The sequence below is a fragment of the Pantoea sp. UBA5923 genome (genome assembly GCF_002431095.1).
In the GTDB taxonomy this organism is placed as follows: Bacteria; Pseudomonadota; Gammaproteobacteria; order Enterobacterales; family Enterobacteriaceae; genus Pantoea; species Pantoea piersonii.
Genome location: NZ_DJDN01000027.1, coordinates 16,916 through 37,226, shown reverse-complemented (window position 1 = coordinate 37,226; position 20,311 = coordinate 16,916). Strand labels below are relative to the sequence as shown.

Below are 20,311 nucleotides of genomic sequence, written 5' to 3'. Positions count from 1 at the left end.
GGAATTTATCGGCCTCCTTGTTCCTCAGTACCATCATGAGTCAATACAGCGCTGACTTTCTCGCATAGCTCTGAAAACAAAGCCTGTTCACCAGGCGTCAATATGGCCATGACACATTGTGCCGCGTCGCGTCTACCTGTTGCGGCACGCATGAGAAAATCACGACCTGACCTTGTCAGCGCAGTGATCTGCTCGCGGCGATCCTCTTCTCCCTGCATTTGCTCCACCAGCCCGAGCTCTTTGAGCACACGAAGAGACTTAGACATGCCAGTACGTGTGGCACTCAGTTTTTCGCCTAGCTGTGAGGGCGTCGCAGGTCCTTGCAACCGCAAAAACTCCAGGATGTCGTATTGGGGCCAGCTCACACTTTCGGGCGTATAGCGGGCGCGCCGCGCAATGAGCGTACATTGCAGGTGCGAGAGCGCATTTTCCAGAGCGCTGGGTTCGTCGTCGGCTTGAATAATGGATGCGGGTTTCAAAAAAAGGTTTCCCTTATGCAACTTTAATTTGCCCTTTATCAGGATAAATTATCAATATGGTTTCCTTTTTTCAACTATATGATCAGCTGCGCTTTCAAAAAGTTTCCCGAAAGATTCTGCCTGCCGCGGTGCACCGTCCCGGTAACTTATCGCCCTGGTTACTGGTCAAACACTCTTTGCCACGGTAGCAGCCGGAACGGCATGATGAGGGGCACGAGCCGGCGGTCAGGCCCCGTATTGCTTCAACGTGGGTTTGTGACGCTTACTGGTTTGGGTACGGTGCTGGAGCATAAGCACGTGGCAGCCAGTCGGGGGGTTGCATAGAAAGCCGAGCACTATGATATCGCTAAGCCCGACGGTCTGCGCCAGAGCTTTGCCACATCGACTGTTGGTCCGGTGAGTCTGATTTTTCTATAACGATATCCTGTACATCCTGGTTTCCGGAAGTTTTACGGGAGGCGCGCAAGTAAAGGCTGGGGTGGATTCTGGCAAGCATCAATATATGCTTAACCCGATTAATCTATTGATAGATTGATATTTACTGACTTATTTATAGTTTAGTGGAATGTCGAGTCGAAGATATTTTGAAATAAAAACGGGGCCGAAGCCCCGTTTTTTCTTTAGCTTGCCAGCGACAGGCTGGGTTTCTGGCTATGCATCGCCAGCCATTCCGCCACGCGCGCCTGCTGGGCTTCAGTCAGCCACATTCCTTGCTTGGTACGACGCCAGATAGCGTCATCCAGTTCGCGCACCCATTCGTTCTGCACCAGATAGCGCAGCTCGGCTTCATAGAAATCATGGCCGAAGTTCTCGCCCAGATCCTCAAGACGCGTCGCGCCTTCGAGCAGCGTTTCGGTGTTGCTGCCGTAGGTACGGGCGTAGTGACGCGCCATGCCTTCGGTGATAAACGGATAACGACGACGCAGGCTGGCGGCGTAATCTTCGCGGCTACCGGCGATATCGCCGCCTGGCAGCACGCAGTTTTTCGTCCATGCCGGGCCGGCGTTCGGGAAATACTTCGTCAGTTTTTCCAGCGCATGCTCCGCCAGCTTACGATAGGTGGTCAGCTTGCCGCCAAATACCGACAGCAGCGGCGCCTGGCCATTATCGTCGCGCACGTCCAGCGTATAGTCGCGGGTAATTGCCTGCGGCGAATCAGATTCGTCGTCGCACAGCGGACGCACGCCGGAGTAGGTCCAGACCACGTCGTTACGCGCCAGCTGTTTCTTAAAGTGGCTGTTGTAAATCTTGAGCAGGTAGTCGATCTCGCTCTCTTCGATTTTGACGTTTTTCGGATCGCCTTTGTACTCCACGTCGGTGGTGCCGATGATGGAGAAATCATCCATCCACGGGATCACAAACACGATACGGTTATCTTCGTTCTGCAGAATGTAAGACTGCTTCTCGTTGTGAACGCGCGGCACCACGATGTGGCTGCCTTTGATCAAACGGATGCCGTAAGGCGATTTCAGCTTCAGGCCGTCATCAAAGAACTGCTTAACCCACGGGCCAGCCGCATTGACCAGCGCTTTTGAACGCCAGCTATAGGTTTTGCCGCTGTCGACATCTTCAGCTTCCACCGTCCACAGGCCGTTTTCACGCCAGGCGCGCGTAACGCGGGTGCGGGTACGTACTTCACCGCCGCGCTTAACCACTTCCTGCGCGTTCAGCACTACCAGGCGCGCATCGTCTACCCAGCAGTCGGAATATTCGAAACCGCGCGTGATTTCTGGCTTGAGGGCCGAATCCGCGCCAAAACGCAGGCTCTTACTGCCTGGCAGGCTGGTGCGTTTGCCAAGGTGGTCGTATAAAAACAGGCCGGTGCGGATCATCCACGCCGGACGCAGATGCGGACGGTGCGGCAGACGGAAGCGCATCGGGAAGGCGATATGCGGTGCCATTTTCAACAGGACTTCGCGTTCAGCCAGCGCTTCGCTGACCAGACGGAATTCATAGTGCTCAAGGTAGCGCAGGCCGCCGTGAATCAGCTTGGAACTGGCGGAAGAGGTCGCGCAAGCCAGGTCCCGCGCCTCCAGCATCAGCACTGACAGGCCGCGTCCTGCAGCGTCCGCTGCAATACCGGCACCGTTGATGCCGCCGCCGATCACGATCAGGTCTTTGGTTTCCACGTCATCTCCTCCGATGTTCGGAATAGTTCATTAATGTTCGTTTTCGAGCATAATCATAATCGCAAACCAACATTGATGCCAGTGTTTAACGCGGTAAAAACATTTTAGCGTGATATAGCTAACATTCTTGCTGAGAAATAAATACATACCCGGACGCTTTGTCAGGTTATTGAGGCTACTTATCAGGTTACACTAGGCGGTAATTGTGTCGTCCTAACGAGAGAATTATGGAAACCTTCGAATGTATTAACGTTCAGCAGGCCAGCGAGCATCTGGCGCAAGGCGCGCTGCTGGTCGATATTCGCGATCCGCAGAGCTTTGCGCTCGGCCATGCGGAAAACGCGCAGCACCTGAGCAACGGCAACCTAAATGAGTTCCTCTCCAGCGCCAGCCGCGAGCTGCCGGTACTGGTGATGTGCTACCACGGCAACAGCAGCAAAGGGGCCGCGCAGTATCTGCTGAGTCAGGGTTTCAGCGCAGCCTACAGCATTGATGGCGGTTTCGACGCCTGGCGCGCCGCGTTCCCGGATCAGGTTGTCGACGGCGGCCTGTGAGCCGCGCCCGAAGTACAAGGAGAGTGATTAATGGTGCGCATTACGCAGTTTAATAACCCGCGCATGGCGCAGGCGTTTGTCGACTATATGGCGACGCGCGGCGTCAAGCTGCGAATCGAACATGACGGCCATTACGTCATCCTGCTTGATGATGAGAGCCAGCTTGAAATGGTCGAAAACGAACTTCAGCAGTTCGTTCGTCAGCCTGACCATCCGCGCTATCAGGCCGCAAGCTGGCATACCGGCAATACGAAAAGCGGCCTGCGCTATGAGCGCAGCAACTTATGGGCGAATATTCGCGATCGTGCCGGGCCGCTCACCATGACTATTCTTTTTGCCTGCGTCGCGGTGTTTATTCTGATGCAGATTTTTGGCGATCAGACGGTGCTGCTGTGGCTGAGCTGGCCAGATGGGCCGGGGCAATATATTCAGGTGTGGCGCTGGTTCAGCCATGCGCTGCTGCACTTCTCGCTGCTGCATATCCTTTTTAACCTGATGTGGTGGTGGTATCTCGGCGGCGCGGTGGAGAAACGGCTCGGCAGCGGCAAGCTGTTTGTCATTATGCTGATCTCGGCGCTGCTGAGCGGCTTTGTGCAGGCGAAATTTAGCGGTATCTGGTTCGGCGGTTTGTCGGGCGTGGTTTACGCGCTGATGGGCTATTGCTGGTTGCGCGGCGAGCGCGACCCCGAAAGCGGCGTCTATCTGGAACGCGGACTGATTGGTTTCGCTATTGTATGGCTGGTGATCGGCTGGTATGGCGCGTTCGGGCTCGCCATTGCCAACGGCGCCCATGTCGCTGGTCTGCTGGTCGGGCTGGCGATGGCGTTTGTCGATACCCGGGCAGTACGGCGTCGTTAGCGCCGGATAAAAGAAGAAAACAGGAGAGTAATGTGAAGCAGACGCAACGTCATGACGCCATTATCGATCTGGTCCGGCGTCAGGGATATGTCAGTACCGAAGAGCTGGTAGAACATTTTGAAGTAAGCCCGCAGACCATCCGTCGCGACCTTAACGACCTCGCCGATCAAAATAAAATTCAGCGCCACCACGGCGGCGCGGCACTGCCTTCCAGCTCTGAAAATACCGCCTGGCAGGAGCGTAAGATGATGTGGTCGGCGGAGAAAGCGCGTATCGCCGAGCGCGTCGCCAGCGAAATTCCCGACGGCGCGACGCTGTTTATTGATATCGGCACCACGCCGGAAGCGGTGGCCTATGCGCTGCTTAACCATAAAAACCTGCGCGTGGTAACCAACAATATCAACGTGGCGACGCTGCTGATGTGTAAGCCCGATTTTCGGCTGATTATCGCAGGCGGCGAAGTGCGTACGCGCGACGGTGGCATTATGGGAGAGGCGACGCTCGACTTTATCTCTCAGTTCCGCCTCGATTACGGCATCCTCGGCATTAGCGGCATCGATATGGATGGCTCGCTGCTGGAGTTTGACTACCATGAGGTGCGCACCAAACGCGCCATTATCGAGAATTCCCGCTGTGTGATGCTGGTGGTCGACCATTCGAAATTTGGCCGCAACGCCATGGTGAACCTGGGCAATATGGGGCTAATCGATCAGCTTTACACTGACAAGCAGCCGCCTGCCAGCATCATGAAGGTGATTGAGCAGCACGAGGTGCAGCTCGAACTCTGCTAATTCCGCGGTCGCGAGCGGCAGCGCCCTTGCAAAGCGCAAAAGCGCGCGCTGCCGCATAAAAGATGCACCTCATCCCTGAGGTGCGTCCGTTGCTTTTTTACTCCTCCGCCGCTCAGGCTGGCGTTTTTCTTTGTTTCCTGTCGATTTTTTCCCCAGCGCCGTCTTTACTTAATGCTCTGTTTGCCTGCGCGCCGAAAAGGTATGCCGCAGATATTCATTACATCGCAACTCAATGGCTTTGGATCGAAACGCTAAGGGGAAAGCATGAAAGAGAGCGCACTGGATCGCGCGGCAGTAGCCGCCGGAATTTCTCTGACCTATACCAACGCCAAAGGCGAGCCGGAAGCCATCAGCGACGAAACCAAAACGGCGCTGCTGGCGGTGATGGGCGATGCCAGAAAAGAGAAGGGCGCGCCGCTGCCGCCGGTACAGGTGTTTAGCGGCGGGGCCGCGCGGCAGCTTAACCCGGAAGGGCGCGGCCTCTATCAGTGGCGGCTGCGCAGCGAGAAGGGCCGCGAGTTTAGCGGCGAACTTCAGGCGGGCGCGCCTTTTATGCTGCCGTCACCGCTCGGTCACGGCTACCACCAGCTGACGCTGAGCAAAGGCAAGCAGCAGTGGCAGACGCGCATTATCCTGACGCCGCGCCGCTGCTGGCTGCCGGAACCGCTGCGCAACGGCGAGAAACGCTGGGGCGCGCTGGTGCAGCTTTATACCGTACGCTCCGCCGATAACTGGGGCATCGGCGATTTTGGCGATTTGCAGCAGCTTCTGGAGCAGGTTGCGCGTCAGGGCGGCGATTTCGTCGGGCTCAATCCGCTGCACGCGCTCTATCCCGCCACGCCAGATTTCGCCAGTCCCTACAGCCCCTCTTCCCGACGCTGGCTCAATATTATCTATATCAGCGTGGCGCAGCTGGAGGACTTCCAGCAGAGCGCGGCGGCGCAGAAGTGGTGGAAGGCGGCAAAAACCCAGCGCGCGCTGGCGAAAGCGCGCGATAGCGAGTTCGTCGACTACGCGGCGGTGATGGCGCTGAAGCTCGCCGCGCTGCGTCACGCCTGGGCGCAGTTCAGCCTGCGCGCCGATGATGACGCGCAGCGGCAGGCGTTTGCAGATTTCGTGCGCGACGGCGGCGACAGCCTGCGTTATCAGGCGGCCTACGACGGCCTGCAGGCGGAACGGCGCAGCGAAGATGCGCAGGCCTGGGGCTGGCCCGCCTGGCCGGAAAGCTGGCGCAACAGCCAGTCCCCCGACGTGCAGCGCTGGTGCGAGGCGCATGAAGATGAGATCGCTTTCTGGCAGTGGCTGCAGTGGCTGGCGCAAACCCAGTTTGCTCAGTGCTGGGCGCGCAGCCAGGCGCTGAAGATGACGGTGGGGCTGTATCGCGACCTGGCGGTGGGCGTGGCGGAAGGCAGCGCGGAAACCTGGCACGATCCCGAGCTCTACCGGCTTGAGGCCTCGGTCGGCGCGCCGCCGGATCGCCTCGGGCCGCTGGGGCAAAACTGGGGATTGCCGCCGATGGACCCGCATGTAATGCGTGCGCGCGGCTATCAGCCCTTTATCGACATGCTGCGCGCCAATATGCGCGACTGCGGCGCGCTGCGCATCGATCACGTTATGGCGCTGCTGCGGCTGTGGTGGGTACCTAAAGGGGAAAACGCCGATAAAGGCGCCTACGTCAGCTATCCGGTGCAGGATCTGCTGGGCATTCTGGCGCTGGAGAGCCAGCGCCACCGCTGCATGGTGATTGGCGAGGATCTCGGTACGGTTCCGCCGGAAATCGTCGGCCTGCTGCGCGCCAGCGGCGTTTTTTCCTGGAAGGTGATGTGGTTTGAACAGCAGCGCGACGGCAGCTATCGTCTGCCCGGCGACTATCCACGTCAGTCAATTGCCAGCGCCAGCACCCACGATCTGCCGACCCTGAGCGGCTTCTGGAGCGCAGGCGATTTCGCGCTGGGGGAAAAGCTGAAGCTTTATCCCGGCAAAGAGGTGTTGCAGTCGCTGCACGAGCAACGGGCGAAGCAGAAGCAGGCGCTGCTGGATGCGCTGCATAAAGCGGGCGCGATGCCGGCACGCAGCGCGCGTCAGGCCGATAAGCTGGAGATGACGCCTGCGCTTAACCTGGCGATGCATAAATTTCTGGCGGCAACCGGCAGCGCGCTGCTGGGCCTGCAGCCAGAGGACTGGATAGGCATGACCACGCCGGTCAACGTGCCAGGCACCGTTGATCAATACCCCAACTGGCGACGTAAGCTGGCGCAGCCGCTGGAGACAATCTTTACGGATAAAGGGGTAACAAAGCTGTTGAAGGCGGTAAGTCAGACGCGAAAAGGCGAGTAGCGGAGAGCGCGCGACAGTCAACGACCGTCGCGCGCAGATATTAATAGTAGGAGTGTTCGCCGCGCTGGTGCTCAGTGAGATCGCGGACGCCTTTCAGCTCCGGGAAAGCGGCCAGCAGCTCTTTTTCGATGCCATCTTTCAGGGTGACGTCGATCATAGAGCAGCCGTTACAGCCGCCGCCGAATTGCAGAATGGCGAAGCCATCTTCGGTGATTTCCATCAGCGACACGCGGCCGCCGTGACCAGCCAGCTGCGGGTTGATCTGTGCCTGCAGCAGATACTCAACGCGCTCCGTCAGCGGCGCGTCATCAGAGACCTTGCGCATTTTGGCGTTTGGCGCTTTCAGCGTCAGCTGCGAACCGAGATTATCAGTAACGAAGTCGATTTCGGCGTCTTCCAGATAAGGCGCGCTCAGCTCGTCAACGTAGGCTGAGAGCTTCTCGAACTTCAGTTCCGTGTCGGTCGCTTCTACCGCATCAGGCGGGCAGTAAGAGACGCCGCACTCGGCGGTTGGCGTACCCGGGTTAATGACGAATACGCGAATCTGGGTGCCATCTTCCTGTTTTGACAGCAGTTTAGCGAAGTGCTCCTGGGCAGAGTCTGTAATTCGGATCATGGCAATTGCTCAATAGTTGACTAATTTAGTTGGTTATAATACGCCCATCACCGACGCTCTACAAGGTACGGCACAGGCACCAGATTTGTACGCTGGCCGCGCCCTGCGCCAGCAAAATGCGGCTGATCTCTCCTACGGTATTACCCGTTGTCACCACATCGTCTATCAGAGCGATATGGCGTCCGCGGACGGCGATTTCAAGCTGGAAAGCGCCGCGTACGTTGCGACGGCGCTGCGATGCGCTGAGCCGGTGCTGCAGCGCGCCGCGCCGCCTGCGACGCACGCCATCCTGAAACTCGCAGCCTAGCCAGCGCGCCAGCGGTTGCGCCAGCAGCGCCGCCTGATTGTAGCCGCGTCGGCAGGCGCGCATCTTATGCAGCGGCACGCACAGCAGCAAATCCGGTCGCCTTAGCCCGCGCGTGCGGTGAGCCTCCAGCCAGCTTAGCAAAAGCAGACGCGCCAGCATCACCCTGAGTGCGGTTATGCGGTAAAACTTCAGCTGACGCACCCAGCGACTTAGCGGTGGCTGATAGTCGCTGACGCAGACCAGTGCCTGCCAGGGTGGCGGTGAGCGCAGGCAGCGCCCGCAAACGACGCGGGAGGAGCCGGCGGGCAACCCGCAGCGCGGGCAGAGAAGCGGCAATGGCGGCAAAGTGCTCAGGCAGACGCTGCAAAGCCCGTGGGCGGTGACGCGCAGCGGCAGTCGGCATAGCCAACAGAGGGCTGGCATTGGTAGCATAGCGGCCTCCTTAATGTTTTACGGGATAGTAACTGATGACTTCGCTTTACTGGCACACCTGCGGAGAAGGGAATAGCGATCTTGTGCTGCTGCACGGATGGGGACTGAACGCAGAGGTGTGGCAGAGCATCGTGCCGCGGCTCAGCCCGCATTTTCGTCTGCACCTGGTCGATCTGCCGGGCTATGGCCGCAGCGCATCCGACGTCGCGCTTTCGCTGACGGAGATGGCGCAACAGCTGCTGCCGCACTTGCCGCCGCGCGCGCTGCTGCTGGGCTGGTCGCTGGGCGGGCTGGTGGCGACCGAGCTGGCGCTGCGCGCGCCGCAGCAGGTAGCGGGATTGATCAGCGTCGCCTCCTCGCCCTGTTTTACCGCAGGTGAGGAGTGGCCGGGCATTAAGCCGGAAACGTTAGCGACCTTCCGTTCGCAGCTTAACAGCGACTTTCAGCGCACCGTCGAGCGCTTCCTGGCGTTACAAACTCTGGGTACTGACAGCGCCCGGCAGGACGCAAGGCGGTTAAAAGAGGTGGTGCTGGCGCAGCCGATGCCGTCGGTGGCGGTGCTGGATGGCGGGCTGGCGATCCTGCGCGATGTCGATTTACGCGACCAGCTGCCGCGCATCGGGATGCCGTTTTTACGCCTGTATGGCGCGCTGGATGGACTGGTGCCGCGTCGTATCGCAGCGCTGCTCGACGCCGCGCTGCCCGCTTCGCCTTCCGTGGTGATGGAGAAAGCCGCGCACGCGCCCTTTATTTCGCACCCTGAGGCCTTCTGCCAGCATATTCTTGATTTCAGTCAGAAGTTTGGCGGTTAAAACAGAGCCAGAGCTGGAAATTTCCTCACCAGCTGTAATACTTTGTAAGTAGGCATGGTCGCTTTTATGATGTGAATTGTCCAGGGAGAGGATAATGCCGTTCCATCTCGCCTGACGCATCCGGCGTCTGCTTACATCTCGCATAACGGAAATGAATGAGGGGTATTGTAATGAAGGTGATGAAATGGGTTGTGGCTTCAGTGGTAATGGGCGCAGTGTCGTTTTCGGCGCTTGCGGCTAAGGAAGTAACCAAAGAAGAAGTGAAAAAAATGAAGCTGGAGAAAATCGGTACGGTGAATACCACGGCGGAAACCACTTCGCCAATGGACGCCAAACGCGAACTCTCCAAAATGGCTGATGAAAAAGGCGGCAAATACTACCGGGTGATCGCGGGCCGTGAACACGGCAAATTCAGCGCCACCGCGGATGTTTACAAATAATTAGCTACGTAACCAGACAAACTGCCAGGCATCCAGCGTAATTTGCTGGGTGCCATCAACTCTCTCCCCTGTTATCACGTCCTGAAAAAGCCGCGCCTCCGGCAGCGTTGCCTTAACTGTTTTCCCGCTCAGATTAAATACGCACAGCAGGCCGTTATCCGTCTGCTGCGGCCCATGACGGCGCAGCACCAGTAGCGCATTGTCGCTGTCGTAGAGCGTCATCGGGTTATCGGGATGAAAGGCGGCCTGGCGCGTGCGCAGCTGAATCAGCTGACTGAGGCGGGTATAAATGGCGTGACGCAGCCCGTCTCCGTCCGCCAGCGCCGCCTCGATCGTTTTTAAGTCAAATTTTTGCCGGTTAATGGCGCGGTTGTGGCCTGCGGCTTTGACGCCTTCATAGTCGTTGCGCGAACCCAGAATACTCTGGACATAGATGGCGGGCACGCCGGGGAATGACAGCAGAATAGCGTGCGCCAGCAGAAAGCGTCGCAGGCGCGTATCGTCGTCGTCGTTCTGATGATTGAGCGCGTCGAGATAGGTAACGTTAATCTCATAAGGGCTGGTGGTGCCGTCCGGGTTGTTTTTATAGGAGACCAGCGCCCCTTCCAGCGCCAGATCGCGCACCAGCGCCACAATTTCCGCCTCAGAGAGAATGCCGCGCGCCGGGTTAAGCCCGATGCCGTCGTGCGAGGCGAGAAAATTAAAGAAAGTCGTGCCGCCCTTGCCTGGCTCAAGCGCGCCGGCCCACTGACGCAGCGCGCGCCCTGAACCCGAATGGATAGCGTGCAGCACCAGCGGCGGCAGGGAAAACTGGTAAACCATCTGCGCTTCGTCATGGCCGTCGCCGAAGTAGCTGACGTTATCTTTATGCGGCACGTTGGTTTCGGTGATGATCACCGTACCGGGCGCGACCGTATCGGCAATAGCGCGGAACAGCTTAACCAGCAGATGGGTTTTTTCCAGATGGATGCAGCGCGTGCCGGGGGTTTTCCACATATAGCCGACGGCGTCGAGACGCACATAGTCCGCGCCTTTTTGCAGGTAGTCGAGCAGCACCCCCACCATGCGGATCAGCACCTCTGGATTGCCGAAGTTAAGATCGATCTGATCGGCGCTGAAAGTCGTCCAGATAAAGCGCATCTCGCCGTTCGCCATCTCGAAGGGCGTCAGCAGCGGCGAGGTGCGCGGCCGCGTTACGCCGCTGAGATCGGTGGCGGGTGGCATACTGATAAAGAAATCGTCCCAGCCGGGGTCGAGCGCCAGGTAGTGTTTGAACCAGGCGCTATGCGCGGACATATGGTTGCAGACGAAGTCGAACATCAGGCGCGTTTCCTGATGCAGCCGGGCGACATCGGGCCAGTCGCCGCACAGCGGATTGACCTGATGGTAATCAATGACGGAAAAGCCGTCGTCGGACGAATAGGGAAAAAAGGGCAGCAGATGAACCAGAGGAAAGGTGGACTGCAAATGCTGCTGATAGAAGCGGGAAAAAGTTTGCAGCGTGGGGACATCCGCCTCGCGAAACTGATCCGCATAGGTAATCAGCACGACATCCTGCTCGTCCCAGTGCGCTTTGCGCGGCAGCTTAATCGCATCGCGCGCGGCGGCGATCTGCCGCAGCAGGCGCTCTCGCGCCGCCTGAGGAAAGGTGTCGGCATAAATTTTATCGAGCAGCGCTGTGATCGTTTCCATCGCGAATTGGGTGCCACGTCCCGGGTTGTTTTTTATGCAGGCGTGCTTTCAGCGTAGCGTTAAGAGAGGGATTTTCAACTTTACAGAGGAGGTTACGCGCGCCCGATGCAGAATAAGTCGGGCGCGCGCAGGGTTTAACGCTTTTTGCCGAAGGCCGCCGCCAGCGCATCACCCATCGCGCTGTTGCCTGCGGGCTGGCTGTTCTGGCGCGGCCGCGGCTTCGCGCCGCCAGCCGGACGTGCATTGTCGCGTGGCGCGCTGCGACCGTTGCCGCTGCTGCGCGCGTTGCTGTCGCCAGGCTGTTCATCCAGCCGCATCGTCAGCGCGATGCGCTTGCGTGGCAGGTCGACGTCCAGCACTTTCACCTTCACGATATCGCCCGCTTTCACCACCTGATGCGGATCTTCCACAAACTTGTCCGACAGCGAAGAAATATGCACCAGGCCATCCTGATGTACGCCGATATCGACAAAAGCGCCAAAGTTAGTGACGTTGGTCACCGCGCCTTCCAGCACCATGCCCGGCAGCAGATCGTTAAGGGTTTCGACCCCTTCGGCGAACTGCGCGGTTTTAAACTCAGGACGCGGGTCGCGGCCCGGTTTTTCCAGCTCTTTAATAATGTCGGTAACGGTCGGCAGGCCGAAGCGCTCGTCGGTAAAATCGACCGCCTTAACGTTGCGCAGGCTGGAGGGGTTGCCCATCAGGTCGTTGAGCGCCTGCTCGGTCGCCGCCAGGATGCGCTCCACAACCGGATAGGCTTCCGGGTGCACCGTTGAGGCGTCGAGCGGGTTGTCGCCATGGTTGATACGCAGGAAGCCCGCGCACTGTTCAAAGGCTTTGGGGCCGAGGCGGCTGACCTTAAGCAGCTGCTGACGGTTCTGGAAACGGCCGTTCTCGTCGCGCCAGCTGACAATGTTCTGCGCCATCATGCGCGTCAGTCCGGCGACGCGAGTCAGCAGCGGGACGGAGGCGGTATTGAGATCGACGCCGACCGCGTTCACGCAGTCTTCCACCACCGCGTCCAGCTTCTTCGCCAGCAGACTCTGGCTGACGTCATGCTGATACTGGCCGACGCCGATCGATTTCGGATCGATTTTCACCAGCTCCGCCAGCGGATCCTGCAGGCGTCGCGCGATAGAGACCGCGCCGCGCAGCGAGACGTCAAGATTCGGGAACTCCAGCGCCGCCAGTTCAGAAGCGGAATAGACGGAGGCGCCCGCTTCGCTGACGATCACTTTTTGCGCGGTGATATGCGGATACTGTTTCTGCACGTCGAGGAAGAAACGCTCCGTCTCGCGCGAGGCGGTGCCGTTGCCGATCGCTACCAGCTCAACCTGATGTTTCGCGCAGAGCGCGGCCACCACGGTCGCGGCTTTGGCTGCCTGGCCGGTATGCGGATAAATGGTATCGGTAGCGACCAGCTTGCCGGTGGCGTCCACCACGGCAACTTTTACGCCGGTGCGCAGGCCGGGATCGAGGCCCATGGTGGCGCGCATGCCCGCCGGTGCCGCCATCAGCAGATCGTGCAGGTTGCGGGCGAAGACATTAATCGCTTCGTCTTCGGCGCGTTCGCGCACAGTGCCCATCAGCTCCGTCTCCAGGTGCAGCATCACTTTGATACGCCAGGTCCAGCTCACCACCGCCTTGCGCCAGCTGTCGGCCGGCGCGCCGTTAAGGCGCAGGTTGAGATGATCGGCGATCAGCGTTTCGCCGTAGCTTTCGCGCGGCGGCTCGTCGAACTGCGGATCGGCGTTCAGCGACAGCTGCAGCACGCCCTCGTTACGACCGCGCAGCATCGCCAGCGCGCGGTGCGACGGCACGCTGTTCAGCGCTTCGTGGTGATCGAAATAGTCGCGGAATTTGGCTCCTTCCTGCTCTTTGCCTTCGACTACGCGCGACACCAGATGCGCGTTTTTCCACAGGTAGTCGCGCACCTTTGCCAGCAGCGTGGCGTCTTCGGCGAAGCGCTCCATCAGGATATAGCGCGCGCCGTCCAGCGCGGCGCGCACATCGGCAACGCCTTTGTCGGCATCGACATATTGTGCCGCCAGCTGTTCGGGATCCTGCGACGCATCCTGCCACAGCGTTTCGGCCAGCGGTTGCAGACCCGCTTCAATGGCGATCTGACCACGGGTGCGGCGTTTAGGCTTATAAGGCAGGTAAAGGTCTTCGAGTTCGGTTTTACTGAGCGTGCCGTTAATGGCGCCGGCGAGTTCGTCAGTCAATTTGCCCTGCTCGTCAATAGACTTCAGAATCGACTGGCGGCGCTCTTCCAGCTCGCGCAGGTAGCCGAGGCGCGTCTCCAGCTGGCGCAGTTGGGTGTCGTCCAGACCGCCGGTCACCTCTTTACGATAGCGTGCGATAAACGGCACAGTGTTCCCTTCGTCCAGCAGACGTACGGCGGCTTCAACTTGCTCCGCACGCGCCTGCAGCTCACTGGCAATAATGTGGCTGAGATCTTTCATCATCGATTCTGTCTTGCTTACAGGGTTGAAAAACAGGGGACAGTTATACGGACTGAAAAGTGAAATTGCCAGCGATGAGGGCGGCTTTCAGCGATATTCTGAATCAGGCGTCCGGGTAGGTAATTTCGTTGACATACCAGAGCGCCGGGCCCAGCGGCGTCTCTACCGTCACGGCGTCGCCCGGCTCTTTTTTCAGCAGCGCGCGCGCCATCGGCGAGTCGATTGAGATGTAGTCTTTCCGGCCGAAAATCTCGTCGTAGCCGACGATGCGAAAGCGTTTTACCTCGCCGTCATCATTTTCTACTTCTACCCAGGCGCCAAAAAAGACTTTGCCATCTTGCTGCGGCGAATAGTCAACAATGCGAAGCGCCTCAAGGCTTTTTGTCAGATAACGTACGCGGCGATCGATTTCGCGCAGGCGTTTTTTGTTGTACTGGTAGTCGGCATTCTCGCTGCGATCGCCGAGGCTGGCGGCCCAGGTCACTTTTTTCGTGACTTCGGGGCGTTCTTCGCGCCAGAGATAGTCGAGTTCGGCTTTCAGCTTATTGAAGCCTTCACGGGTGATCAGTCGGGTTTTCATGCGTATCGACTCGGAAGCGGAAAAGCAGGCAGTGTAAAGCAAAGCAGGCGCGGCAAAAAAGAGTCGGGGAACAGGTTTTCAACAGTGAAAACCCTTTGTGTCGTTCCCCGGTGGCGAAAGGGGCAGGTACAAAAAGTTAAAACGGCTTAAATCGTTATTTTCCCGCCACGGTAGAGGTGGTGGTAGAAGAAGAGGTGCTCTTATCGCCGCCGCCTGCGGTCGCAAGCGCCACGCCGAGCAGCGCGGCGACAGCGCCGACGCCAATGGCGTTAGAGTTGCCCTGAGCGGTGGTCGAGGCCTGCGCGCCGGCAGCTTCGCCGGTAGCGGTCGCCGCCAGAGCAGGATTCAGACTAAGGGTGGCCAGCGCACCCAGCACTAACAACGTTTTTTTCATTATTGCTATCCCTGTAGTGAAGCGAGTGAAAGCAGTGTGGTGCAATTCACAGCAGGCGGAAAGATAGCTTTACTAATTGATTTAACGGGCTTTATTTTTGAATGGCCTGAACCCTGTCGGAAATAGCGTTAATCCGAGAGAAGCGTGCGGCAAGACGCGCAAAGGATGATATTTTATGCTGTCGCCCGACGAGGCCGCCCCGCATCGGCGTACGGAAAGGAAACGACGATTATCGCCTAAGCCAAATTGAAAATTAACTCTTTGATCTGCAAGCGTGATTAAACGGCGGCTCAATTTTACGGCCGCAAATATCGAGAAAAAGCGGCTGACTTTCAGAATTGCCGTAAAGGCTGTGATCGCGGCAGAAATAAGTGATTTTACATTTAGCGCAGCGAGAAAATTAAAGATAAGCTCCTGTTTAATATGCTTTGTAACAATTTCGACTAGAATATAAACCATTAATGGCTGTCACAGGCAGACAAGTTTTTTTAACAATATCGTCTCAGGCAATGGCGCCTTTGGGAGTAGGAAATGCAAGAGAACTACAAAATTCTGGTCGTTGATGATGATATGCGTTTGCGTGCGCTGCTGGAGCGCTATCTCACCGAGCAGGGCTTTCAGGTGCGCAGCGTCGCCAACGCCGAGCAGATGGATCGTCTGCTGACCCGTGAATCCTTCCACCTGATGGTGCTGGATCTGATGCTGCCGGGCGAAGATGGCCTGTCGATTTGCCGTCGTCTGCGCAGCCAGAGTAACCCGATGCCGATCATTATGGTGACGGCGAAAGGCGAAGAGGTCGATCGCATCGTCGGGCTGGAGATCGGCGCGGATGACTATATTCCAAAACCGTTCAACCCGCGTGAACTGCTGGCGCGTATCCGCGCGGTGCTGCGTCGTCAGGCCAATGAGCTGCCGGGCGCGCCTTCGCAGGAAGAGGCGGTTATCGCTTTCGGCAAGTTCAAGCTGAATCTCGGCACGCGCGAAATGTTCCGCGAAGATGAGCCGATGCCGCTCACCAGCGGCGAGTTCGCCGTATTGAAAGCGCTGGTCAGCCATCCGCGTGAACCGCTGTCGCGCGACAAGCTGATGAACCTGGCGCGCGGACGCGAATACAGCGCAATGGAGCGCTCCATCGACGTACAGATCTCGCGTCTGCGCCGCATGGTAGAAGAGGATCCGGCGCACCCGCGCTATATCCAGACGGTCTGGGGCCTGGGCTACGTTTTCGTTCCGGACGGTTCTAAAGCATGAGGCGACTGCGCTTCTCGCCTCGAAGCTCATTTGCCCGCACCCTGTTATTGATCGTTACCTTGCTGTTTGTCAGCCTGGTAACGACCTATCTGGTGGTGCTCAACTTCGCCATTCTTCCCAGCCTGCAGCAGTTCAACAAGGTGCTGGCGTATGAAGTGCGCATGTTGATGACCGACCGGCTGCAGCTGGAAGACGGCACGCAGCTGGAGGTGCCGCCTGCCTTTCGCCGCGAGATCTACCGTGAGCTGGGCATTTCGCTCTATACCAATGCGGCGGCCGAAGAGAGCGGGTTGCGCTGGGCGCAGCATTATGAATTCCTCAGTGAGCAGATGGGCCAGCAGCTTGGCGGGCCGACCGACGTGCGCGTCGAGGTCAATAAAAATTCGCCGGTGGTCTGGCTGAAAACCTGGCTGTCGCCTGACATCTGGGTGCGCGTGCCGCTGACGGAGATCCATCAGGGCGACTTCTCGCCGCTGTTCCGCTACACGCTGGCGATTATGCTGCTGGCGATTGGCGGCGCATGGCTGTTTATCCGCATCCAGAACCGACCGCTGGTGGATCTGGAGCACGCGGCGCTACAGGTGGGTAAAGGCATTATTCCGCCGCCGCTGCGCGAGTATGGCGCGTCAGAGGTGCGTTCGGTGACGCGCGCCTTTAATCAGATGGCTGCCGGTGTTAAACAGCTGGCGGACGACCGTACGCTGCTGATGGCGGGCGTCAGCCATGACCTGCGCACACCGCTGACGCGTATTCGTCTCGCCACCGAAATGATGGGCGAAGAAGATGGTTACCTCGCCGAATCGATCAATAAAGATATCGAAGAGTGCAACGCCATCATTGAGCAGTTCATCGATTATCTGCGCACCGGTCAGGAGATCCAGACCGAACGCGCCGATCTCAATGGCGTGCTGGGCGAAGTGGTCGCCGCCGAAAGCGGCTACGAGCGCGAGATTGAGAACGCCGTGATGCCGGAAGAGCTGATGCTGGATATTAACCCGCTGTCGATTAAGCGCGCAGTGGCTAACCTGGTGGTGAACGCGGCGCGCTACGGCAATGGCTGGATCAAGGTGAGCAGCGGCCGCGAACTGCATCGCGCCTGGTTTCAGGTCGAGGATGACGGCCCAGGCATCAAGCCGGAGCAGCTGTCGCATCTGTTACAGCCCTTTGTACGCGGCGACAGCGCGCGCAGCACCAGCGGCACCGGCCTTGGGCTGGCGATTGTGCAGCGCATTATTGATGCGCATCAGGGTTCGCTGGAGATTGGTGAGAGCGAGCGCGGCGGGCTGCGGATTCGCGCCTGGCTGCCGCTGACGGAACAGTCTGCGCCGGGCAGTAACAGCGCGACGCAGAGCTGAGCAGTAAGCGGGCGCGGCGATGGCCGCGCCCAAAGTTTTACAGCACCGGGCCTGCTTTAACCAGCGCGGCGCCCGCCGCGTTATCGGTATATTTCTCGAAGTTAGTGATAAAGCGCTGCGCCAGATCGCGCGCCGCTTCCAGCCACTTCTCATTGCTCTCCCAGCTGCTACGCGGATCGAGCGTCGCGGCGTCAAGCTGACCCAGCGCTTTCGGCACCTGGAGATTGAACACCGGCAGCGTCTCGGTTTCGGCATCGTCCAGCTCGCCAGCCAGAATCGCGTTGATAATGGCGCGCGTATCCTTCAGCGAAATACGTTTGCCGCTGCCGTTCCAGCCGGTATTGACCAGATAGGCCTGCGCGCCTGCCGCCTGCATACGCTTCACCAGCACTTCCGCATACTGCGTCGGATGGAGCGTCAGGAACGCCGCGCCGAAACAGGCAGAGAAGGTAGGCGTCGGCGCAGTGACGCCGCGCTCGGTGCCGGCCAGCTTGGCGGTGAAGCCAGACAGGAAGTGGTACTGCGTCTGCTCAGGGGTCAGGCGCGACACCGGCGGCAATACGCCGAAGGCGTCGGCGGTCAGGAAGATCACTTTCTTCGCGTGGCCCGCTTTCGAGACCGGACGCACGATATTGTCGATATGGTCGATAGGATAGGAGACGCGGGTATTTTCCGTTTTGCTGTCGTCGTCATAATCGACGCTGCCGTCTTCGCGCACCACGACGTTCTCCAGCAGCGCATTGCGACGGATGGCGCGGTAGATTTCCGGCTCGGCCTGCTCAGAGAGCTTAATGGTCTTGGCGTAGCAGCCGCCTTCGAAGTTGAACACGCCGTCGTCATCCCAGCCATGCTCGTCGTCGCCAATCAGCTGACGTTCCGGATCGGTGGAAAGGGTGGTCTTGCCGGTGCCGGAGAGGCCGAAGAACACCGCCACGTCGCCCGCTTTGCCGACGTTAGCCGAGCAGTGCATAGAGGCGATGCCGCGCAGCGGCAGCAGGTAGTTCATCACCGCAAACAGCCCTTTCTTCATCTCGCCGCCGTACCAGGTGCCGCCGATCAGCTGCATCCCTTCGGTAAGGTTGAACGCCACGAAGTTTTCTGAGTGCAGTCCCTGCGCCTGCCAGTTGGGGTTAGTGCACTTCGCCCCGTTCAGCACCACAAAATCGGGTTTAAAGTCTGCCAGCTCGCTTTCGCTCGGCTGAATAAACATGTTTTTGACGAAGTGCGCCTGCCAGGCCACTTCGGTCACGAAGCGCACGCTGAGGCGCGAATCGGGGTTGGCGCCGCAGAAGGCGTCGATAACGAACAGACGTTTACCAGAGAGCTGTTCGGTTACGCAGGCTTTCAGCTGCTGCCAGGTTTCCTGCGACAGCGGCTGGTTGTCGTTTTTGCCTGTTCCTTGATCGTTCCACCACAGCGTGTCGCGGGTGGTGTCGTCGCGGACGATATATTTATCCTTTGGCGAGCGGCCGGTAAAAATGCCGGTATCGACCGCCACTGCGCCGCTTTGCGTCAGAGTGCCGCGCGCATAACCTTCCAGCTCGGGACGGAGTTCTTCGGTAAACAGCGTATCGAAATCGGGGTTGTGGACCACTTCGGTGGTGCCCTCGATGCCCAAAGCGGCAAGATCTTGCGAGGTCAGGCCGGTAACGCGCATGTGACTGCTCCTTAAATCGTTTTGGTACTGCACAGGCGAATAATTATTGGTGTCGCGCCATCCTCTCCGCGTGTTGCTGGGCGGATGCACGATCGCGCGCAGTGTACTCTTCTGAGCCTGTGGGAAAAGCGTTGTCCATCAGAAATGCGAACCAGGGCGCGTTAAGCAGCAAAAACAACCGCTTTTGAAACTAAAGTTAGCGTGAAAAGCTTATTTTACTTTGTAAATTAAGGGGATATAGCGGGGAGGAAAAAGGGCGGCAAAGCCGCCCAGGGATAAATCAGTGGATGCTGTCGCTGTTTTCGCCTTCCGCGCCGCCTTTGCGGATCGCCGCGATATCGACCGCGTCGTAGACGTAGTGCGTGCCGCAGTAGTCGCAGTGCATATCGACCTGACCATCCTCTTCGATAATCTCATCAACTTCATGCTGAGGCAGGGTTTTCAGCACTTCGCCGCAGCGTTCGCGCGAACAGGTGCACTTAAAGCTCACCGGCTGCGGATCGAAGACGGTCGCTTCTTCCTGATGATAGAGACGCCACAGGACGTCGGTCGCCGGCAGATCGATCAGCTCTTCGCTCTTCACGGTTTCGGTCAGCGTCGCCAGGTGGTTGAAGTCTTCGGTCTGGGTATCCTGCGCTGGCAGAACCTGCAGCAGAATGCCTGCCGCCCCTTTTTCATTGGTGCGAATAAACAGGCGGGTTGGCAGCTGTTCAGAACGCATGAAATAGTCTTCCAGACAGGCCGCCAGCGTATCCCCTTCGAGGCCGACGACGCCCTGATAACGCTCGCCTTTCTCAGGCGAAATGGTGATTGCCAGATAGCCGGTACCGACCATGCTTTTCAGGGTGCTGTCCGCCGGGATATCGCCCTTCACGCGCGCAACGCCGCGCAGTTCCTGGCGGTTATTGCCGTTGATGACCGCCAGCGACAGCGGACCATCGCCCTGCAGCTGCACCGTAATGTCGCCGTCAAATTTCAGCGTGGCGGTCAGCAGGCTGGTCGCCACCAGCAGTTCGCCCAGCAGCGTCTGCACCGGGGCCGGATAGTCATGGTTTTTGATGATTTCCTGCCAGGTGTGGCTGACATTCACCAGCTCGCCGCGTACGGCCACATTCTCAAACAGGTAACGATGCAGTTGATCTTGTACAGACATAAATTTTCT

General features: G+C 58.6%; 19 protein-coding genes. 8 read left to right on the top strand and 11 right to left on the bottom strand.

Annotation, left to right across the window (positions count from 1 at the left end; all coding sequences use genetic code 11):
* Positions 1 to 5 precede the first annotated feature (5 nt).
* Together B3797_RS06365 and glpD are read right to left on the bottom strand one after the other, a co-directional pair.
* Positions 6 to 479: a MarR family winged helix-turn-helix transcriptional regulator gene (locus B3797_RS06365; RefSeq protein WP_311790664.1), complete on the bottom strand. Its 474-nt coding sequence runs from the start codon at positions 477 to 479 to the stop codon at positions 6 to 8.
* Positions 480 to 1,099: 620 nt separating this feature from the next.
* On the bottom strand, positions 1,100 to 2,608 hold the full coding sequence (gene glpD / locus B3797_RS06360) for a glycerol-3-phosphate dehydrogenase (RefSeq protein WP_311784078.1): 1,509 nt from the start codon (positions 2,606 to 2,608) through the stop codon (positions 1,100 to 1,102).
* A gap of 227 nt (positions 2,609 to 2,835) precedes the next feature.
* Here glpD and glpE point away from each other — a divergent pair, with 227 nt between their 5' ends.
* The 4 genes from glpE (at position 2,836) to malQ (ending at position 7,148) form a co-directional block, all read left to right on the top strand.
* Positions 2,836 to 3,162: a thiosulfate sulfurtransferase GlpE gene (gene glpE / locus B3797_RS06355; protein WP_311784079.1), complete on the top strand. Its 327-nt coding sequence runs from the start codon at positions 2,836 to 2,838 to the stop codon at positions 3,160 to 3,162.
* Positions 3,163 to 3,195: 33 nt separating this feature from the next.
* Positions 3,196 to 4,020, top strand: a complete 825-nt coding sequence (gene glpG / locus B3797_RS06350) for a rhomboid family intramembrane serine protease GlpG (protein ID WP_311790731.1) — start codon at positions 3,196 to 3,198, stop codon at positions 4,018 to 4,020.
* Positions 4,021 to 4,052: 32 nt separating this feature from the next.
* Positions 4,053 to 4,811, top strand: a complete 759-nt coding sequence (locus B3797_RS06345; RefSeq protein WP_033753150.1) for a DeoR/GlpR family transcriptional regulator — start codon at positions 4,053 to 4,055, stop codon at positions 4,809 to 4,811.
* A 264-nt stretch (positions 4,812 to 5,075) separates the two neighbouring features.
* Positions 5,076 to 7,148: a 4-alpha-glucanotransferase gene (malQ, locus tag B3797_RS06340; RefSeq protein WP_311790663.1), complete on the top strand. Its 2,073-nt coding sequence runs from the start codon at positions 5,076 to 5,078 to the stop codon at positions 7,146 to 7,148.
* A 40-nt stretch (positions 7,149 to 7,188) separates the two neighbouring features.
* Here the strand turns inward: malQ and nfuA are convergent, their stop codons facing one another.
* Both nfuA and gntX read right to left on the bottom strand, forming a co-directional pair.
* Positions 7,189 to 7,764, bottom strand: a complete 576-nt coding sequence (gene nfuA, locus B3797_RS06335; RefSeq protein WP_120457249.1) for a Fe-S biogenesis protein NfuA — start codon at positions 7,762 to 7,764, stop codon at positions 7,189 to 7,191.
* Between the two features lie 58 nt (positions 7,765 to 7,822).
* Positions 7,823 to 8,503 carry a DNA utilization protein GntX gene (gene gntX, locus B3797_RS06330; RefSeq protein WP_311790662.1) on the bottom strand — a complete coding sequence of 227 codons (681 nt, stop codon included), beginning with the start codon at positions 8,501 to 8,503 and terminating at the stop codon, positions 7,823 to 7,825.
* A 35-nt stretch (positions 8,504 to 8,538) separates the two neighbouring features.
* Here gntX and bioH point away from each other — a divergent pair, with 35 nt between their 5' ends.
* Together bioH and B3797_RS06320 are read left to right on the top strand one after the other, a co-directional pair.
* On the top strand, positions 8,539 to 9,315 hold the full coding sequence (gene bioH, locus B3797_RS06325) for a pimeloyl-ACP methyl ester esterase BioH (RefSeq protein ID WP_311784082.1): 777 nt from the start codon (positions 8,539 to 8,541) through the stop codon (positions 9,313 to 9,315).
* 170 nt (positions 9,316 to 9,485) lie between these two features.
* Positions 9,486 to 9,755 (top strand): YdgH/BhsA/McbA-like domain containing protein, encoded by a 270-nt coding sequence (locus tag B3797_RS06320; protein ID WP_311784083.1) that lies wholly within the window; start codon positions 9,486 to 9,488, stop codon positions 9,753 to 9,755.
* Here B3797_RS06320 and B3797_RS06315 read toward each other — a convergent pair whose 3' ends face one another.
* The 5 genes from B3797_RS06315 to B3797_RS06295 all read right to left on the bottom strand — a co-directional run bounded on the left by B3797_RS06315 (position 9,756) and on the right by B3797_RS06295 (position 15,345).
* Positions 9,756 to 11,447 (bottom strand): alpha-amylase family glycosyl hydrolase, encoded by a 1,692-nt coding sequence (locus B3797_RS06315; RefSeq protein ID WP_311790661.1) that lies wholly within the window; start codon positions 11,445 to 11,447, stop codon positions 9,756 to 9,758.
* A gap of 134 nt (positions 11,448 to 11,581) precedes the next feature.
* On the bottom strand, positions 11,582 to 13,915 hold the full coding sequence (locus tag B3797_RS06310; RefSeq protein WP_311784085.1) for a Tex family protein: 2,334 nt from the start codon (positions 13,913 to 13,915) through the stop codon (positions 11,582 to 11,584).
* A 100-nt stretch (positions 13,916 to 14,015) separates the two neighbouring features.
* Positions 14,016 to 14,492, bottom strand: a complete 477-nt coding sequence (greB, locus tag B3797_RS06305) for a transcription elongation factor GreB (protein WP_120457261.1) — start codon at positions 14,490 to 14,492, stop codon at positions 14,016 to 14,018.
* Positions 14,493 to 14,646: 154 nt separating this feature from the next.
* On the bottom strand, positions 14,647 to 14,886 hold the full coding sequence (yjbE, locus tag B3797_RS06300) for an exopolysaccharide production protein YjbE (protein WP_311784086.1): 240 nt from the start codon (positions 14,884 to 14,886) through the stop codon (positions 14,647 to 14,649).
* Between the two features lie 81 nt (positions 14,887 to 14,967).
* The gene (locus B3797_RS06295; RefSeq protein WP_311790660.1) at positions 14,968 to 15,345 is read right to left on the bottom strand and encodes a hypothetical protein; all 378 of its coding nucleotides are present in this window, start codon (positions 15,343 to 15,345) and stop codon (positions 14,968 to 14,970) included.
* Positions 15,346 to 15,417: 72 nt separating this feature from the next.
* Here B3797_RS06295 and ompR point away from each other — a divergent pair, with 72 nt between their 5' ends.
* Complete coding sequence (gene ompR / locus B3797_RS06290) at positions 15,418 to 16,137, top strand: two-component system response regulator OmpR (protein WP_001157751.1); 720 nt, start codon at positions 15,418 to 15,420, stop codon at positions 16,135 to 16,137.
* Positions 16,134 to 17,492 carry a two-component system sensor histidine kinase EnvZ gene (envZ, locus tag B3797_RS06285; RefSeq protein WP_311784088.1) on the top strand — a complete coding sequence of 453 codons (1,359 nt, stop codon included), beginning with the start codon at positions 16,134 to 16,136 and terminating at the stop codon, positions 17,490 to 17,492. The genes ompR and envZ overlap by 4 nt, the downstream gene beginning before the upstream one ends.
* Before the next feature lie 37 nt (positions 17,493 to 17,529).
* Here envZ and pckA read toward each other — a convergent pair whose 3' ends face one another.
* Both pckA and hslO read right to left on the bottom strand, forming a co-directional pair.
* The gene (pckA, locus tag B3797_RS06280; RefSeq protein ID WP_311790659.1) at positions 17,530 to 19,149 is read right to left on the bottom strand and encodes a phosphoenolpyruvate carboxykinase (ATP); all 1,620 of its coding nucleotides are present in this window, start codon (positions 19,147 to 19,149) and stop codon (positions 17,530 to 17,532) included.
* A 280-nt stretch (positions 19,150 to 19,429) separates the two neighbouring features.
* Positions 19,430 to 20,302, bottom strand: a complete 873-nt coding sequence (hslO, locus tag B3797_RS06275) for an Hsp33 family molecular chaperone HslO (protein ID WP_120457268.1) — start codon at positions 20,300 to 20,302, stop codon at positions 19,430 to 19,432.
* Between the last annotated feature and the right edge of the window lie 9 nt (positions 20,303 to 20,311).

Excerpts from the sequence above, each read along its gene's own strand:
- B3797_RS06295 (WP_311790660.1), bottom strand. The coding sequence starts at position 15,345 with ATGGTTTATATTCTAGTCGAAATTGTTACAAAGCATATTAAACAGGAG.
- bioH (WP_311784082.1), top strand. The coding sequence starts at position 8,539 with ATGACTTCGCTTTACTGGCACACCTGCGGAGAAGGGAATAGCGATCTT.
- nfuA (WP_120457249.1), bottom strand. The coding sequence starts at position 7,764 with ATGATCCGAATTACAGACTCTGCCCAGGAGCACTTCGCTAAACTGCTG.
- B3797_RS06315 (WP_311790661.1), bottom strand. The coding sequence starts at position 11,447 with ATGGAAACGATCACAGCGCTGCTCGATAAAATTTATGCCGACACCTTT.
- envZ (WP_311784088.1), top strand. The coding sequence starts at position 16,134 with ATGAGGCGACTGCGCTTCTCGCCTCGAAGCTCATTTGCCCGCACCCTG.
- gntX (WP_311790662.1), bottom strand. The coding sequence starts at position 8,503 with ATGCTACCAATGCCAGCCCTCTGTTGGCTATGCCGACTGCCGCTGCGC.
- yjbE (WP_311784086.1), bottom strand. The coding sequence starts at position 14,886 with ATGAAAAAAACGTTGTTAGTGCTGGGTGCGCTGGCCACCCTTAGTCTG.
- hslO (WP_120457268.1), bottom strand. The coding sequence starts at position 20,302 with ATGTCTGTACAAGATCAACTGCATCGTTACCTGTTTGAGAATGTGGCC.
- ompR (WP_001157751.1), top strand. The coding sequence starts at position 15,418 with ATGCAAGAGAACTACAAAATTCTGGTCGTTGATGATGATATGCGTTTG.
- glpE (WP_311784079.1), top strand. The coding sequence starts at position 2,836 with ATGGAAACCTTCGAATGTATTAACGTTCAGCAGGCCAGCGAGCATCTG.
- malQ (WP_311790663.1), top strand. The coding sequence starts at position 5,076 with ATGAAAGAGAGCGCACTGGATCGCGCGGCAGTAGCCGCCGGAATTTCT.
- B3797_RS06320 (WP_311784083.1), top strand. The coding sequence starts at position 9,486 with ATGAAGGTGATGAAATGGGTTGTGGCTTCAGTGGTAATGGGCGCAGTG.
- greB (WP_120457261.1), bottom strand. The coding sequence starts at position 14,492 with ATGAAAACCCGACTGATCACCCGTGAAGGCTTCAATAAGCTGAAAGCC.
- B3797_RS06310 (WP_311784085.1), bottom strand. The coding sequence starts at position 13,915 with ATGATGAAAGATCTCAGCCACATTATTGCCAGTGAGCTGCAGGCGCGT.
- pckA (WP_311790659.1), bottom strand. The coding sequence starts at position 19,149 with ATGCGCGTTACCGGCCTGACCTCGCAAGATCTTGCCGCTTTGGGCATC.